Source organism: Pseudomonadota bacterium (assembly GCA_026388275.1).
GTDB lineage: Bacteria > Desulfobacterota > Syntrophorhabdia > Syntrophorhabdales > Syntrophorhabdaceae > JAPLKB01.
In genome coordinates, this window is record JAPLKB010000009.1 from 106653 (window position 1) to 120936 (window position 14284).

Genomic DNA, 14284 nt, shown 5'->3' on the forward strand with positions numbered 1-14284 from the left:
AATGGTAGTCGGTGTTTCAAGCATAGAAATCTTTTTACCGGAAAATCATTCATTAAAAGACAAAAGGCATGCGGTAAAAAGGATAGTAGAAAAAACAAGGTTAAAATTTAACATATCTATTATGGAAATAGAACAGACAAACCTTTGGCAAAGGGCAAAGATAGGATTTTCAGTAGTCGGGGTAAAAAAAGACCATGTAAACTCGGCTATCGAGAATATTTATGCATACATAGAGTCTTTATATATAGGTGAAATAATAGACACCCGGACGGAAATTATAGTAATAGGCAATGAGATATAGACGGCTTAAGCTTCAGGACCTCCTTCGCGAGGAAATTTCTTTGATGATCCAGAGAGATATTAAAGATCCGGGATTAGGATTCATCACTATTCTCGATGTGAAAATGACTGAAGACCTCAGGTATGCAAAAGTATTTTACTCAATATACGGAAACGATGAGGAAAAAAAGAAAACAATTCAGGCCCTGAAAAGAGCCAAAGGATATATGAAAGTCCTGCTGGGAGAGAGATTGAAGCTGCGGTATATGCCAGACATTACCTTTATCGTTGATGATTCCTATGAAAAGGTTGCAAGGATTGAAGAAATTATAAAAAAGGAAACTCATGATAGAGAAAATTAGAGAGCTTATATATAAAGGGAATAATTTCCTCATAACTACCCACAAAGATCCTGATGGTGACGCTCTGGGTTCGGCATTTTCAATGTATTATGCGCTTGAAGCACTTGGTAAAACAGTAACTGTTTTTCTAAAAGATCAGGTGCCTTACATGTATGAGTTCTTGCCGAAACCGCTACAGATGACCCATGAGTTTCCGGTTGGTCAATACGATGCAATTTTTGTCCTTGATTGCGGAAACCTCCACCGGGTAGGAGACGGATTCGAAAAGTTGAAAGATATGGGTTCTTTTATAAATATTGACCACCACAGGACAAACGAAACCTTCGGTATTGTTAACCTTATGGATGAAAGTGCTTCATCTACGGCTGAAATACTTTACAAGCTCTTTCGCACATTAAAGATAACAATCACATATGATATGGCAATAAACATATATACCGCAATTTTAACGGATACAGGTTCTTTTAGACACGATAATACAGGTTCCGAGGCATTTCTTATCTGTGAGGAGATGACAAAACTTGGTGTAAAGCCTGTTTATGTGTCCCAGATGGTTTACGAAAATCACCCGAAAGAAAGATATTTACTGCTTGGTCTGGTCTTTTCGACAATGAAAACATACTTTCAGGATAGGGTGGTAATGGCATATGTAACTGAGGAAATGTTTAAAAAGACCAACACTGATAAGGATTATTCCGATGGATTTGTAGAATATTTGCGGGAAATCAGAGGTGTTGAAGCGGCAATTTTAATAAGAGAGATTAATAAACAAAAGTATAAAATCAGTATGAGGTCAAAAGGGCTTGCAGATGTTGCTGCAATCTGTGGAACCTTCGGCGGCGGCGGCCATAAAAAAGCAGCAGGTTGTACAATAGATGGGTCACTTGAAGAAGTAAAGGATAAGCTTAACGAATGCTTTATTAAGGAATTTATATGAATGGTTTTTTAATTGTCAATAAAGACGTGGGCATGTCCTCATATGATGTTATTAGAAAACTGAAAAGTTTAAGCCCCTTCCAAAAGATAGGATATATCGGAACACTTGATAGAAACGCTACAGGTGTTTTACCTGTTGCAATTAACGAAGGTGTAAAACTAATACCTTTTTTTGAAAATGAAGTAAAAGCCTATAGAGCAAAACTTCTTCTGGGGGTCACAACAGATACCCTTGACATTGAAGGAAGGGTGCTTACCACAACAACACCTGATAAATTTGAAAAAGAAACCATAGAATCCCTGCTGGGCCGATTTAAAGGTAAAATTACCCAGCAGATCCCTATTTATTCTTCTAAGAAAATCCACAGGAAACCCATGTATAAATTGGCGCGCAAAGGGATAGCTATGGATCCGCACCAAAAAGAAGTTGAGATTTTCAGTATAGAACTTCTTGATTATTCACACCCCTATATTGATATAGATGTTGTATGCTCCAAGGGAACATATATCAGAGCGCTCGCAAACGATCTTGGGGGCATGCTTGGTTGTGGTGCAACCCTGTTCTCTTTAAAAAGGACGCGGCATGGTGAATTTACTCATGACATGAGCACGGACATAGAAAGTTTCAACAGTAAAGAAGATATATTAAACTCTTTAATATCGCTGGAAAATGTTTTAAAATCTTTTAATGAGATTTTGGTGATGGATGCTCTCGAACGATTCATGAAAAACGGGATGCCCATTCCATTACTGGGCAATGCAAGGGAATGGAGAGATGGTGAAACAACGAAATTACTCAATAAAAAGGGTATTCTCATAGGGATCGGTATGACAGATCTGACTTCGAAGACGATTAAAATCAAAAGATTGATAAACCATTAAGGAGGCTTTACATGGCACTAAAAACTACAGAGAAAAGGACGATCATAGAGGGCTTTAAGACCCACGAAAAGGACACAGGCTCTCCTGAAGTTCAGATTGCGCTTCTTACAGAAAGGATTAAATCTCTGACTGAACACTTTAAGAAGTTTTCTAAAGACCATAATTCGCGGAGGGGATTACTTATCCTTGTCGGAAGCAGGAGAAAGCTGCTTAGCTACCTGAAACAAAAAAATGTTGACAGATATAAAAAAGTCATCGAAAAACTCGGATTAAGAAAATAAAACAAAAAAGGAAGATATTATATGGAAGAACATATTACAATTGATTATGCAGGCAGACCACTGACAATAAGTACGGGCGGTGTTGCGAAACAGGCTGACGGCAGTGTGCTGGTACAATACGGCGATACCGTAGTACTCGTCACGGCAGTTACAGACAAAAGACCATCTGACAGGGATTTTCTTCCCCTTACGGTAAATTATCAGGAGATGTCCTACGCTGCCGGGAGAATACCAGGCGGCTTTTTGAGAAGAGAAAGCAGGAATTCGGATAAAACGACGCTTACGGCCCGCCTTATAGACAGAGGACTGCGGCCTTTATTCCCAAAGAGTTTTCGAAACGAAACTCAGGTAATAGTAAATGTCCTTTCTGTCGATCAGGAGAACGATCCGGTAATACTCGGTATTATCGGCGCTTCCTGTGCATTGACTATTTCACAGATACCCTTCGGCGGTCCCATGGCCGGAGTAAAAATAGGAAGAAAAGAAGGGGCCTTTATAATAAATCCTTCTGCTGCTGAACTTGAAGAAAGCGATATAGATATAATTGTAGCAGGAACAAAAGAAGCTATATTAATGGTCGAAGGCGCGGCAGATTTTGCACCCAGCAATGATCTTATAGAAGCAATCCATTTCGGCCATCAAAGCCTGCTGCCTTTAATAGAATGCCAGGAAAAATTAAAAGAACTCTGTGGCAAAGAAAAAATGGCAGTCCAGGAAATTGAAATCCCTGATGGATTAAAGGATCAAATCAGGGGCAAAATTGAGCAGGATCTGATTGAAGCTTTTGCCATAAGAAACAAACTTGAAAGGTACAGCAAGCAGGATGAGATTCGCGACAATCTGGTAAAGGAATATGAGGGAACAGAAGCAAGCATCATAATTATGATATTCGAAGATATTATAAGAGATATTCTGCGGCAACAACTCCTTACAACCCGGAAAAGGATAGACGGCAGATCGCCTGACGAAGTAAGGAATATTACCTGCAAAGCCGGCGTGCTTCCCAGGGCGCATGGTTCGGCCCTTTTCACAAGAGGAGAGACCCAGGCATTGGCAATAACAACCCTGGGAACTTCTGATGATGAACAGAAGATTGAATCTTTGCAGGAAGGAGAAATATATAAAAACTTCATGCTGCACTATAATTTCCCGCCTTTCTCTGTGGGTGAAGTAGGCATGCTGAGAGGGCCATCGAGACGCGAGATAGGTCACGGCAACCTTGCCTTAAGAGCTCTTACGCCGACATTGCCCGAAAGAGATGGTTTTCCTTACACAATAAGAATTGTATCGGAAATTCTCGAATCCAACGGTTCGTCTTCTATGGCAACAGTCTGTGGCGGTTGCTTATCGCTGATGGATGCCGGAGTGCCGATAAAAGAGCCTGTGGCAGGTATTGCAATGGGTCTTGTAAAAGAAGGTGAAACGGAAATAGTTCTTACCGATATACTGGGTGATGAAGATCATCTTGGAGATATGGATTTCAAAGTAGCAGGATCAAAAAGAGGTGTTAACGCCATTCAGATGGATATAAAAATAAAAGGCATAACCAAAGAGATTATGTCAAAGGCAGTTACCCAGGCGCAGGAAGGCATAGAAAAGATACTTGGTATTATGGCTGAGACGTTGCCGGGCCCGAGAGAATCAATATCCCAGTATGCACCGAGAATGTTTACCATCAAAATTAAAACTGACAAGATACGGGACGTTATCGGCCCTGGTGGAAAAATGATAAGGAGTATCGTAGAGCAGACAGGCGTGAAAATAGACATAGATGATTCAGGCACTGTAACGATTGCCTCGCCCGATGAAGAATCCGCAGCCAAGGCTATAGAAATAATACAAAAATTGACCAAAGAAGTAGAGGTAGGCGAGACCTACTTCGGAAAGGTTGTAAAAGTTTTGGATGCAGGTGTCATTGTCGAACTAGCGCCAGGAGTGGATGGCTTTGTCCATATCAGCCAGCTTGCCGACGGCTACATAAAAAAGACGTCGGATGTTACCAGAGAAGGTGACGAGTTTATGGTAAAAGTCATAGCTGTTGAGCCGAACGGTAGAATTAAGTTGTCACGAAAAGCATTACTGAATGAAGAGAAGGGTTGGCCAAAGGATGCATGACAGCTTCCTGAAATAGTTCAGGAGTCAGAATTAAGAATCTCGTATGAAAGATTTGAATTTTTTCTGATTCCTGAATATTAATATCAGAATTCTAAATTTTATCTGATGCGTCTTGCATCCCAATTTAAATATAAGGACAATAAAGTAAATGTATAAAAAAACGTCATTAACAAATGGTATCAGCATAGTAACCGAATCTATTCCGTATTTCCCAACCATATCCATGGGGCTGTGGCTGAAAACTGGAGGAAGGAACGAAAACGAGGTAAATAACGGTATTTCTCATTTTATAGAGCACATGCTTTTTAAAGGAACGTCAAAACGTACCGCCTTTGATATTGCAAAGGATATGGATGCTGTCGGAGGAACAATAAATGCTTTTACCGGCAAGGAATATACCTGCTTCTATGCACGAACGCTTAGAAAAGACATGGACCTTGCCTTTGATATATTATCAGATATGCATAAACATTCTCTTTTTAAAGATGACGACATCGAAAAGGAAAAATATGTGATAATGCAGGAAGTAAAAATGATCGAGGATAACCCGGAAGAATACATATACGATATGTTCAATGCGTCTTACTTTAAAGGGCATTCTCTCGGATTACCTATCCTTGGCAAAGAGGAAAATATAGAGCTATTTACAAGGGATGCACTCATAAAACATCTTGAAACCTATTATTCACCGGACAACCTGATCATAACCGCAACCGGCAGAATTAACCATGATGTGTTTGTGGAAAAAGTGGAAAAGCTTTTTTGCGATGTAAAAAAACGGGAATCTCAAGAGATACCCATGATTGAACCTGTTCCCTGCAAAAATGTAAATATTTATGAAAGAGATCTTGAACATATGTATCTCTGTATCGGAACAAAAGGCGTAAGCCAGATTGACAAGAGGAGATATGCCCTTTATGTGCTTAATGCCATTATGGGTGGGAGCATGAGCTCGCATCTTTTCCAGGAAGTAAGAGAGGAAAGGGGGCTTGTCTATAACATTTATTCTTACGTTAATTGTTACCATGATATTGGTACATTCGGTATATCAACCTCAACATCACATGAATCTATGAGAGAAGTTCTGACCCTTGTAAAAGAAGAAATCAGCAGGATACGGGATAATGGTATTACTGAAAGCGAGCTTGCTTTCTCCAAAGAACACATAAAAGGAAATCTCTTCATATCGCTGGAGAGTTCTGAAGCCAGAATGGGAAGGCTTGCAAAAAACGAGATTTACTTTGGTGAGTATATACCCTTGAAAGAAACTATCCGGGAAATAGACAGCATCAGAAAAGCCGATGTAGACAGTATAGCAAGGGAAATCTTCGAGGATTTACATAACATACCACTTACGATACTTGGCAGAATAAATAAAACAGATGAAAAGAGTGTCGAAGATATATGGAAGAACTGAAGGTATTAATTACTGCAAAAGAAGGGACTATACTTCCGGAACATGCCACGGAAGCTTCTTCAGGCATGGACCTGCTGGCTTTTATAGATAAACCTGTAACCCTGATGCCGTTCGAGAGGATGCTTATAGATACGGGTTTATATATAGGTATCCCGGAAGGGTACGAGGCAGAAATAAGACCGCGAAGTGGCCTTGCACATAAATTCGGAATTACAATCCTGAACACGCCGGGCACTATAGATAGTGATTACAGAGGCGAGATAAAGGTTCTGCTTATAAATCTCGGCAGAGAACCCTTTACTATCCGAAAAGGGGACAGGATTGCTCAAATGGTATTTAAGCACGTCATCAGGGCAAACTGGATAGAAGTTGAAGAACTGCCCGAAACAGTAAGGGGAGATGGCGGATTTGGTTCCACAGGCATCAATTTGACCGAAAATTTACAAATATCGTTTGGCATCCCATATACAGGAAGTTCAAAGAAGTGAATCATTTAAAGATTTATTATGATACCAATTCGGATTCATTTATAGCACCCAGAGGGTACCCGGGCGACGACGACGAGCCGACGCAGGTGTACTATATAGTACATCGAGGAGTGTGAGGAGGAGGCAACGAAGTTATATGATTGAAGGCGAATTGGTATGAGCTTATATACATTCCTTGACAGCTACATAAATTATCTAACAACCGAAAGGGGAGCATCGCTTCACACTATAGATGCTTACAACAGGGATATTCTGGGGTTTATCAAATATCTTGAACAAGAAACCGATGAAGTCAGATCTTTATCAGAGGTAGAAGAGACCGGTATAGAAACCCGGACCGAATCTTTATCTATAGACAGTACGTTAAAGAGTAAAGACTTAACCTCATTAGAATTAACCCCTGATATTGTTGAATCATTCATGGGCTATCTCAGAGATAAAGGAAAAAAACCAAGGAGTATCGTGAGGACGATCTCAGCTCTCAGGGGGTTTTTTAATTTTCTTCTGGTCGATGGCAATATTTCCCATAATCCCCTTGAGGATTTAGAGGTTCCGAGATTTAAGATGCCGATTCCCGACGTGTTAAGCGAGGAGGAAATGCTTACGCTGCTCCATATGCCGGGCGGATCAAGGACATCTGTTCGGGACCGGACAATAATTGAACTATTGTATGCTACGGGCTTGCGGGTATCAGAGCTTATTCAATTGAAAAAGAGCGATATAAACCTTGAAGGCGGTTTCCTTATTGCCTCAGGGAAAAGATCAAAAGAAAGAGTTGTGCCGCTTGGTGAGTTTTCCAGGCAGGCCATAAAGCAGTACATTGAAAAAGAAAAACCTAAAGGCTTATTCCTTTTCCCGAACAAAAAGGGTGAAAAGTTTACAAGACAGACAGTGTGGAAGCTTATCAGAAAATATGGCAAAAAAATGGAAAAAACTCATATTTCGCCTCACACCATAAGGCATACCTTTGCAACACATCTTCTTGAAGGCGGGGCAGATTTACGTTCTGTGCAGATATTACTCGGACACGAAGATATCTCAACGACCCAGATTTATACACATGTTGATAAAAAGAGGTTGAAGGAAGTTCATAAAAAATATCATCCGAGGGGATAATGAAGATCATCACATCCCATAACAACGCCGATTTTGACTCTCTTTCCTCAATGGTTGCTGCAAAAAAATTATATCCTGAAGCTATTTTTGCATTCCCCGGTTCACAGGAAAAAACTCTAAGGGAATTTCTTATCCACTCTACCCTGTACATATTTGATATTGCCAGGATGAAGGATATTGACTACAGTGCCATAGATACCCTCATTCTTGTTGACACAAGGCAGAAAGGCAGAATTGGAGAATTTGCGCAAGTCGTTGATTTAAAAAAAGCGAAGATTCACATCTATGATCACCACCCTGCCTCTGATGATGATATCAAGGGTGATGTAGAATATATAAAAAGCATAGGTGCAACCGTATCAATGCTCGTGTCCATGATTAAAGAACAGGACATTGACGTATCCCCCGAAGAAGCAACGGTTATGATGCTCGGCATATATGAAGAGACGGGCAGTTTTCAGTTTCCGTCCACTACGGTGGAAGATTTTGCCGCAGCGTCATTTCTTCTGTCAAAAGGCGCCAATGTGAATATTGTGTCGGATATGCTCGTAAAAGAACTTACACCGGAGCAGGTATTTCTCCTTAACGATTTAATAAGCAACGCATCTGTCTATAATATTAACGGTATTGATATAGTGATAACAGAAGTCAGCACGGAAGATTACGTAGGAGATCTTGCTGTTATTGTACATAAATTCCGTGATATGGAAAATTTAAACGTGATCTTTGCTATCTTCAGAATGGAAGACAGGGTATATATTATCGGCAGGAGCAGGATAGCCCAGGTTGATGTGGGGCATATCCTTTCTTTATTTGGCGGCGGCGGCCATAAAGAAGCTGCTTCTTCAACAGTAAAAGATATGACGATCATCGAAGCCCGGGATAGACTCATACAGCTTCTTAAAAACAATATAAAATCCCTGTGGAAGGCAAAGGACATCATGTTTTTCCCGGTTAAATCAGTGGATGCCGAATGCCCCATCAGTGAAGCAAACAATATTATGGTAAAGTACAACATAAACGCCCTCCCTGTTTTATCGAATGAAAAAGTTGTAGGCGTCATTACCCGTCAGATTGTGGAAAAAGCGGCTTTCCATAAACTTGAAAACATACCGGTAAAGGAATATATGTCCACAGAAACTTCAACCGTTAAACCGGATGACTCTCTGGAAAAGGTAAAAGAAATTATTATCGGCAATGGCCAGCGGTTTCTCCCCGTGACCAAAGAGGAAGGGCTTGTAGGTGCAATCACCAGAACAGACCTTTTAAGGATTCTTGAGGATGAAATATCAAAAACCGTCCTTGGAAAACTTGAAATCCACGATATGTATGAAAAAAAGAAAAACGTAAAGAAGCTCATGGAGGAAAGGCTTGACAAAGAGTCCCTGGACAAACTTGCCGATATCGGCAGTCTGGCAGACAGAATGGGATATCACGCCCATTTGGTAGGCGGATTTGTTAGAGACCTTTTACTGCGCAATGAAAACAATGATATCGACATCGTAATAGAAGGCGACGGAATACTGTTTGCTGAAGAAATATCACGGGTATTCAATGCAAAAGTCCGGCAGCATAAAGAATTTGCTACTGCAAAGGTTACCTATAAGGACGGTTTTAAAGTAGATATCGCAACTGCAAGACTTGAATACTATAAAGCCCCGGCAGCTCTTCCTACCGTGGAACACAGCTCGCTGAAGCTTGATCTTCACAGAAGGGATTTTACAATAAACACGCTTGCCATATCGCTGAACAAAAATACCTTCGGGCAACTGTTTGACTTTTTTGGCGCACAGAGAGACATTAAAGAAAAAACTATCAGAGTTCTGCATAGCCTGAGTTTTGTTGAAGACCCGACGCGCGTGTTCAGGGCTATCAGGTTTGAGATCAGATTTGGTTTTCACATCGGGAAACATACCATGAATCTGATAAAAAATGCTGTGAAGATGAATTTCCTTTCAAAAATACGCGGTAAAAGGGTGTGGGCTGAACTTACGCTCATTCTGCTGGAAGATGAGCCGGAAAAGATATTAAAAAGGCTGCAGGACATTGACCTTCTGAGGTTCATATACCCCGGCCTTACCTTCAACAAAGATAAGGAAAGACTTTTTAACCATATGCATGCGGTGTTTAAATGGTACGAACTTCTTTACAAGGGTATAGAATGCGATAGGGTCCAGTACTATCTTTTGGGACTTATCGACCAGATGAAAGATGAGGAAATCATAGAATTTTGTAAAATAACAGAAATGTCAGAGGCGTTGAAACGAAAAACCATTGATAATTCAAATAAAATAAAAGAGATAACACTGAAATTTGCTTTTGAGTTCCAAACAATGAAAAAAAGCGAAATTTGCAAACATCTGGAACCGCTTTCAGAAGAAGCAAAGTTGCTTATTATGGCAAAAACCAGGTCTGAACCAATAAAAAAAGCTATTTCAAATTATATTACTTATATAGATACTCTCAATCCTGTGCTGAACGGGGAAGATCTTAAAAACATGGGGATAAAGGAGGGGCCTGTATATAAAAAGATCCTGGATATGCTTAGAGAGGCAAAGATAGATTTGGGTTTAAAGACAAAAGAAGATGAGATAAAATTTATAAGGGAGTACACTGAGAAGGAAGGTTTTTTAATAGAGCAACGATAAATGGTTTTTGAAATTAAGGATTTCCAAATCAGGAATCCAGAATGAGGGGTAAGAGAAAATGGACCTTTTAGTCCCGGCACTTGAAGTAAAAATGGAATGCTATGAAGGACCTCTTGCTGTAATGATTACCCTTATAAAGAAGAATAAAGTAAGCATCTGGGATATACCCCTTGCAATGATTACGGATAGGTTTTTAAAGTATGTGGAACTTGTGAGCACCATGAATCTGAAGATAGCCGAAGATTTTATTGAGATGGCTTCTCTCCTGATATTTATCAAATCAAAGATGCTCCTTCCGACAATCAATTCACAGGATGAAGACGACCCAAGGGAAGAGCTGATCGACAGGATCATTGAATATGAGAAGGTCAAAAGTATGGCTGAGAACATAGACAACCTTTCCATGCTTGGCAGGGACACCTTCAGCAGGGGCATAAAAACAATTGACGGGCAGACGGAGTATGACCTCCTTGAGCTTTGCAATATATTCCTTGAAATATTAAAAAATAATGAAGAGAGATTTATCGTTATCAGGGAAATAAAGCCGACACTTGAAGAAAAATTACAGATGCTGAAAACCATTCTTGACTCAACAGGTCTTTTTGTGTGGAATATAAACGATCCGTTTGAACAGGCTGATAAAATTGCCACAATGCTCGGAATGCTTGAACTCACAAAGATAAAAATGGCAACCATTTCTCAGCGAAAACCTTTCGGGAAGATAATGCTTAAGAGAAGAGAAAACTAAATACTAAAGAGAGGTTAAAATATGCCGAGCAGAAAAGCACGGATAATTCTTCTGGTAGTTCTGGTATTAATTGCAATAATATTTTTTGGTTCTATGGCAGTGGGTATCGGTGATGGAATGTTCAGGGAAAAGATAGGCGTTGTGGAGATAAGCGGTGTGATTGCTGAATCAAAAGATGTTATGGAAGATATAGTCAGGTTTAAAGAAGATGACAGCATAAAAGGGGTGATCATCAGGATAAATTCCCCCGGAGGCTCTGTCGGCCCCAGCCAGGAGATATACAGTGAAGTCATAAAATTGAAGGCGAAAAAAAAGGTCTATACATCTATGGGTTCTGTATGTGCCTCGGGCGGATACTATATTGCCGTTGCAGGAGAAAAAATCTATGCCATGCCTGCTACAATAACCGGCAGCATTGGCGTTATCATGGAGCATATGATCGTAGAAGACCTTTTTAAGAAGATAGGTTTACAGTCAAATACCATAAAGTCAGGTGCATTCAAGGATGCAGGCACTCCCTTCAGGAAGATGAAAGACGATGAAAAGGCATATTTTCAGGGTATACTGGACGGTATCCATGAGCAATTTATAAAGGTTGTAGCTCAGGAGAGAAAACTGCCTGTAGAAACTGTAAAGAAGCTTTCAGACGGAAGGATTTTTATCGGGACACAGGCAAAGGATTTAAAGCTTGTCGATAATATAGGCACTTTCTACGATACGGTAGATGGTATGAGAAAAGCTTTGAATATGAAGGACAAACCTCTCCTCGTATACGGCAAGAAACCCTTCTCTCTTATGAAATGGCTCGTATCGTCCATGACCAAAGAAGTAATATCCGAATATTTTTCCGGAATGTTCAAATACAGTGTAAGTCCTTAAAAGCGCCTTATTGTTCTGTTTCTTGCGCTTTTTAAGCATTTTATTTACCTTTTCACTTGGTCGGGCAACGGCATTTAGGGAATGTTTATCTGCGGCGGTCTGCTGCGCCTTGCGATCTTCCGACGTACATTGAGTACGTCTCCAGCCTGCAAAGCTTGCAGCCCATCCACATCTAAGCCATTCCCTAAATGCCGTTGCCCACTCAATCCGGCTTAGCATCTACATTGATGCTAAGCCGGAATAAAGAAGGTGGCAAGTTTCTTCAGTTTCAATTCTATTTTCTGCCTTCCCCTTATTTTAGTTTGTTTTGACCTGTCTATAGGCATATTTTCATGCAACTTTTGACAATGCCCTTCCTTACCCTTGCAATGCAAGCGGGTATGAATCTTTGAAAAATAGCTACAGTCCCATTTTCCGTCATTACAGCGAAGGCCGGAATCCAGAAGTTGAGGTAGCGTGGTTTTTGCCTGGGGTATAAGCTGCGCAGTTTCTGCCAGAAGCATAAATTGTTTCCTCTTCTGACACACTATCTTGCTCTGTTTCATTGATCTATAGTTCAACTGGCAATCGTGGACAAAAAGCACGAAAAACAAGTATCGCTTTTGCTGATATTGCCGACTAAAAGTGACTTTCATACAAATGAGATATTCTAATTATCCTATGATATTAATAAATTATTAATTTGCCTTTTTTGCAAACAGGGAATATTATATCAAAAAACTGAAACAACGAGCATCATATATTAATTGTTAGCTGTACGGAATATTAAAAGACAATGGATAAAGATCAACTTGTAGAATATCTAAATCAGTATATTCAATCAGATGAACCGGCACATTTTTGTCCATCTGACACAGAAAGACTATTAATATCTGATATACCAGAAGGTATTAAAATTGAAATTTCTGAACTTGATGGAAAGGGCATTCGCAATATTCAGCTTGAGGGTGAGTTTGAGAAACAAAATGGCAAATTGTATCTGCACATGTCTCATAGTTGGTACAGAAAATGGTGGGCTGCACCATTGGGTATGTCTTACCACATGGATCTTATTAAAAGACTTATAGAATTCAGACAAAAAGAAGACCAGAACATTGAATGTATTGAATTCGAAGATGAAGGTGATTGGTGTCACTTGTACTATTCTATTATTGTTCCTGAAAAATTTGAAACACTTTATGAAGCGTATGACTTCGGTATTGATTTCTCAATTTGGAAAGATAGAATTCTTAATAAAATCCAAAACAAAATTGGTTCGATTGTAAGCGAAATTGCCGATGAATATTCATCATTTAAATCTCTCGAATTTCCAGAAATTATCAATAGAGTAGAGAACGAAAAAGACTCCAATGTTAAGGGTAGATTGCTTGAAGAGTTAATGTATAAATTTTTCAGTTTTGTTGATGGCTTCAAAATTATTGAGAGATTAAAAACACAAACAGAAGAAATTGACTTAGTTATCTTGAACAAATCTAAAATTCCATTATGGCAAAAGGAATCCGCTCTTATTTTAGTAGAGTGCAAAAACTGGTCAAGCAAATGCGGTAAAAATGAATTGGTGATTTTCAAAGAAAAAATATCCAACAGCAAAGGGAGAGCAAAAATTGGTTTTTTTGTGTCATGGAATGGTTTTGCTGGAACGTTTACCAAAGAAGATTTAAGAAGTTCTCAAGGAGATATACTGATTATCCCAGTTACAGGCAAAGATATTATAGAAGCACTATCTGGTTCCATGGAAGGACATCTTGAAAACTGGTGGGTTAATGCCACATCGACTTAATCGGCGAACAAGCACATCAAGTCGGATCGCTATCGCGGACGCTTATGTGCGGCGTTAGAAGGTGACAAAATGACTGAATGGCTTGCAAAGATCGTGGAATTACTCAAATTGCCCGTCAAATACTTTTGGGTAATTCTATTCATATCCGGCCTTAGCCTTTTGCTTCCAACAGGTTGGCTGAAGATCTTTGGCGTTCAAAAAATAGGGGTACAAAAGGGGTCAGATACTGTCATTAATGTCAAGCCCAAAACTCTCCTTTTTTAGTTTTTTTATCATACATCACGATATGGTACTTTACCCTTATATACAGCATGTGCGATAAGAAGCAATTTTCTCATTGCAGCAATAACGGC

14 protein-coding genes are annotated in these 14284 nt (G+C 39.7%); 13 read left to right on the top strand and 1 reads right to left on the bottom strand.

Annotated elements, in window-relative coordinates:
* Position 1 precedes the first annotated feature (1 nt).
* The 12 genes from NT010_02040 to sppA all read left to right on the top strand — a co-directional run bounded on the left by NT010_02040 (position 2) and on the right by sppA (position 12151).
* Entirely contained in the window at positions 2 to 301 is a 300-nt protein-coding gene (locus NT010_02040; GenBank protein ID MCX5804837.1) for a DUF503 domain-containing protein, read from the top strand.
* Positions 291 to 641, top strand: a complete 351-nt coding sequence (rbfA, locus tag NT010_02045; protein MCX5804838.1) for a 30S ribosome-binding factor RbfA — start codon at positions 291 to 293, stop codon at positions 639 to 641. The genes NT010_02040 and rbfA overlap by 11 nt, the downstream gene beginning before the upstream one ends.
* Entirely contained in the window at positions 625 to 1578 is a 954-nt protein-coding gene (locus tag NT010_02050) for a bifunctional oligoribonuclease/PAP phosphatase NrnA (GenBank protein ID MCX5804839.1), read from the top strand. Before rbfA ends, NT010_02050 begins: the two co-directional genes overlap by 17 nt.
* A complete protein-coding gene (gene truB, locus NT010_02055) occupies positions 1575 to 2459 on the top strand; it encodes a tRNA pseudouridine(55) synthase TruB (protein MCX5804840.1) in 885 nt (294 codons plus the stop codon). The genes NT010_02050 and truB overlap by 4 nt, the downstream gene beginning before the upstream one ends.
* Before the next feature lie 11 nt (positions 2460 to 2470).
* Positions 2471 to 2740, top strand: a complete 270-nt coding sequence (gene rpsO, locus NT010_02060; protein MCX5804841.1) for a 30S ribosomal protein S15 — start codon at positions 2471 to 2473, stop codon at positions 2738 to 2740.
* Between the two features lie 21 nt (positions 2741 to 2761).
* Positions 2762 to 4855: a polyribonucleotide nucleotidyltransferase gene (gene pnp / locus NT010_02065; GenBank protein MCX5804842.1), complete on the top strand. Its 2094-nt coding sequence runs from the start codon at positions 2762 to 2764 to the stop codon at positions 4853 to 4855.
* A gap of 148 nt (positions 4856 to 5003) precedes the next feature.
* Positions 5004 to 6272 (top strand): pitrilysin family protein, encoded by a 1269-nt coding sequence (locus NT010_02070; protein ID MCX5804843.1) that lies wholly within the window; start codon positions 5004 to 5006, stop codon positions 6270 to 6272.
* Positions 6260 to 6760, top strand: coding sequence for a dUTP diphosphatase (gene dut / locus NT010_02075; protein ID MCX5804844.1), 501 nt, complete (start codon positions 6260 to 6262; stop codon positions 6758 to 6760). Before NT010_02070 ends, dut begins: the two co-directional genes overlap by 13 nt.
* A gap of 156 nt (positions 6761 to 6916) precedes the next feature.
* Complete coding sequence (locus tag NT010_02080) at positions 6917 to 7876, top strand: tyrosine recombinase XerD (GenBank protein MCX5804845.1); 960 nt, start codon at positions 6917 to 6919, stop codon at positions 7874 to 7876.
* Complete coding sequence (locus NT010_02085) at positions 7876 to 10524, top strand: CBS domain-containing protein (protein MCX5804846.1); 2649 nt, start codon at positions 7876 to 7878, stop codon at positions 10522 to 10524. The genes NT010_02080 and NT010_02085 overlap by 1 nt, the downstream gene beginning before the upstream one ends.
* A 58-nt stretch (positions 10525 to 10582) precedes the next feature.
* Positions 10583 to 11272 carry a segregation/condensation protein A gene (locus NT010_02090; GenBank protein MCX5804847.1) on the top strand — a complete coding sequence of 230 codons (690 nt, stop codon included), beginning with the start codon at positions 10583 to 10585 and terminating at the stop codon, positions 11270 to 11272.
* A 21-nt stretch (positions 11273 to 11293) separates the two neighbouring features.
* Positions 11294 to 12151, top strand: a complete 858-nt coding sequence (sppA, locus tag NT010_02095; protein ID MCX5804848.1) for a signal peptide peptidase SppA — start codon at positions 11294 to 11296, stop codon at positions 12149 to 12151.
* Positions 12152 to 12381: 230 nt separating this feature from the next.
* On the opposite strand, the gene NT010_02100 is transcribed toward sppA, so the two are convergent.
* Positions 12382 to 12654 (bottom strand): hypothetical protein, encoded by a 273-nt coding sequence (locus tag NT010_02100; protein ID MCX5804849.1) that lies wholly within the window; start codon positions 12652 to 12654, stop codon positions 12382 to 12384.
* Positions 12655 to 12926: 272 nt separating this feature from the next.
* On the opposite strand from NT010_02100, the gene NT010_02105 reads away from it, so the two are divergent.
* Complete coding sequence (locus NT010_02105; protein ID MCX5804850.1) at positions 12927 to 13931, top strand: restriction endonuclease; 1005 nt, start codon at positions 12927 to 12929, stop codon at positions 13929 to 13931.
* The last annotated feature ends 353 nt before the right edge of the window (positions 13932 to 14284 follow it).

What these genes read in the sequence shown, in the direction of transcription:
- NT010_02040 (MCX5804837.1), top strand. Translation starts at nt 2, where the DNA reads ATGGTAGTCGGTGTTTCAAGCATAGAAATCTTTTTACCGGAAAATCAT.
- rbfA (MCX5804838.1), top strand. Translation starts at nt 291, where the DNA reads ATGAGATATAGACGGCTTAAGCTTCAGGACCTCCTTCGCGAGGAAATT.
- NT010_02050 (MCX5804839.1), top strand. Translation starts at nt 625, where the DNA reads ATGATAGAGAAAATTAGAGAGCTTATATATAAAGGGAATAATTTCCTC.
- truB (MCX5804840.1), top strand. Translation starts at nt 1,575, where the DNA reads ATGAATGGTTTTTTAATTGTCAATAAAGACGTGGGCATGTCCTCATAT.
- rpsO (MCX5804841.1), top strand. Translation starts at nt 2,471, where the DNA reads ATGGCACTAAAAACTACAGAGAAAAGGACGATCATAGAGGGCTTTAAG.
- pnp (MCX5804842.1), top strand. Translation starts at nt 2,762, where the DNA reads ATGGAAGAACATATTACAATTGATTATGCAGGCAGACCACTGACAATA.
- NT010_02070 (MCX5804843.1), top strand. Translation starts at nt 5,004, where the DNA reads ATGTATAAAAAAACGTCATTAACAAATGGTATCAGCATAGTAACCGAA.
- dut (MCX5804844.1), top strand. Translation starts at nt 6,260, where the DNA reads ATGGAAGAACTGAAGGTATTAATTACTGCAAAAGAAGGGACTATACTT.
- NT010_02080 (MCX5804845.1), top strand. Translation starts at nt 6,917, where the DNA reads ATGAGCTTATATACATTCCTTGACAGCTACATAAATTATCTAACAACC.
- NT010_02085 (MCX5804846.1), top strand. Translation starts at nt 7,876, where the DNA reads ATGAAGATCATCACATCCCATAACAACGCCGATTTTGACTCTCTTTCC.
- NT010_02090 (MCX5804847.1), top strand. Translation starts at nt 10,583, where the DNA reads ATGGACCTTTTAGTCCCGGCACTTGAAGTAAAAATGGAATGCTATGAA.
- sppA (MCX5804848.1), top strand. Translation starts at nt 11,294, where the DNA reads ATGCCGAGCAGAAAAGCACGGATAATTCTTCTGGTAGTTCTGGTATTA.
- NT010_02100 (MCX5804849.1), bottom strand. Translation starts at nt 12,654, where the DNA reads ATGCTTCTGGCAGAAACTGCGCAGCTTATACCCCAGGCAAAAACCACG.
- NT010_02105 (MCX5804850.1), top strand. Translation starts at nt 12,927, where the DNA reads ATGGATAAAGATCAACTTGTAGAATATCTAAATCAGTATATTCAATCA.